1 protein-coding gene and 2 pseudogenes are annotated in these 1398 nt (G+C 71.5%); 2 read left to right on the top strand and 1 reads right to left on the bottom strand.

The features are described from left to right. Window positions 1-96, bottom strand: a pseudogene (locus tag LQV45_RS32490) (MarR family transcriptional regulator); the annotation flags it as partial. Window positions 97-148: 52 nt separating this feature from the next. Here LQV45_RS32490 and LQV45_RS32485 point away from each other — a divergent pair. Both LQV45_RS32485 and LQV45_RS32480 read left to right on the top strand, forming a co-directional pair. Beyond that, window positions 149-517, top strand: a complete 369-nt coding sequence (locus tag LQV45_RS32485) for a VOC family protein (RefSeq protein WP_230011688.1) — start codon at window positions 149-151, stop codon at window positions 515-517. Window positions 518-606: 89 nt separating this feature from the next. After that, window positions 607-1398, top strand: a pseudogene (locus LQV45_RS32480) (hypothetical protein); the annotation flags it as partial.

The following is a 1398-nucleotide window of genomic DNA, read 5'->3' as shown; positions in this document are numbered from 1 at the left end:
GCGCAGGACCTCCTCCATGGCGGTGCGCAGCGCGCTCGACGCCTCTTTGAGCAGGTAGCCGAGCGACGTCTCGAGGTCGATTCCCTCTTGCTTCATGTCAGTATTCTGACATATGCTGGGTGTCAGTTATCTGACACAAGGAGATTCCATGCCCGTCACCGGCCCCGACTTCCTCTCCCTCCAGGTGCGCGACCTCGGCGCCTCGCAGGCCTTCTACGAGCGCTACCTCGGCCTCGTCCGGTCGCCCGCGGGTCCGCCGCACGCCGTCGTCTTCACGACGGCGCCGATCGCTTTCGCGCTGCGCGACCTCGTGCCCGGGACCGACCTCGACGCGGTCGCACAGCCGGGCCTCGGAGTCGCCCTGTGGCTGCATGCCACCGACGTGCAGGCGATCCATGACGAACTCGCCGCCGCGGGGCACCGCATCGTGTCCGCACCCATCGACGGACCTTTCGGCCGCACCTTCACCTTCGCCGACCTCGACGGGTACCACGTGACCCTCCACGACCGCGCGTGAGGTGTCTGCCGCGGCTGGTCCGCGGTGCGGTGCCGCGGGTGCCTCACCCGCCGCAGAAGTGCACAGGCGCGGGCCGGTAACGTGGGTGCATGGCGACGACGACGGGGCGAGGCATCCTGGCCCTCGGCGTCGCCGTCGCTCTCCTCATCGCCGGGGTGGTGATGGCCCTCGTGGTCGATCCGTTCGCCCGGATGCCGCGCAAAGTGGATGTCACGACCGAGTGGATCGCACGAGGACTCCTGCTCCTCGCCATGGCGTGGGTCGCGATTGGGATGCTCGCGTCCCGGACCCGCCTGGTGGGGCGGCCGGGCGCCGCCGCGGCGCGCGCCACCTGGATCGCGTCGACGCGCCCGTGGCGTGCGCGCGAGTCGACGCTGGGCGTGTTGCCCCTCGACCGGTGGTTCATGATCATCATCCCCGGTGGCCTGCTCGTCGCCACACGTACGGTGCAGGCGCAGCGCGAGGGGCTGAGCAGCGTCGCCATCGCGGTCGCGGGATGGCTCGTCTTCGCGCTCGTCGTCCGGCTGCTGCTCGGCTCGCGCTCGCCGTGGCCGATCATCGCCGCCGTGGGCGGAGCGCTCGTGCTGCGGTGCATCGTGGCTCTCGCGGCGATCGGGCTCTCGGGCCCCGACGGTGCGTGGCCCACCCTGTGGAGTGTGCCGTTCGTCCGGATCGCCTATCTCACCGTGGCTTTCGCCCTCGTGGCGTGGGTGTTCGTCGTCGCCGGGTGGTCGCTCGCGCCGCAGCTCGGTCCGCGTCGGGCGGCGGGGATCGCGCTCGGCGGGGTGGGCATGGCCTTGGCGCTGCCGACGGTCGCGGCCGTCGTGTTCGGCACGGGCCCCGCCCTGTCGTCGTGGAACAACCAGGTCGGGGTGCTGCCG

It is taken from the genome of Microbacterium sp. Bi128, assembly GCF_918698205.1.
This window is presented reverse-complemented; position numbering and strand designations above follow the sequence as displayed.

Bases quoted from the DNA above. Each gene is read 5' to 3' on its own strand.
- LQV45_RS32485 (WP_230011688.1), top strand. From the start codon at position 149: ATGCCCGTCACCGGCCCCGACTTCCTCTCCCTCCAGGTGCGCGACCTC.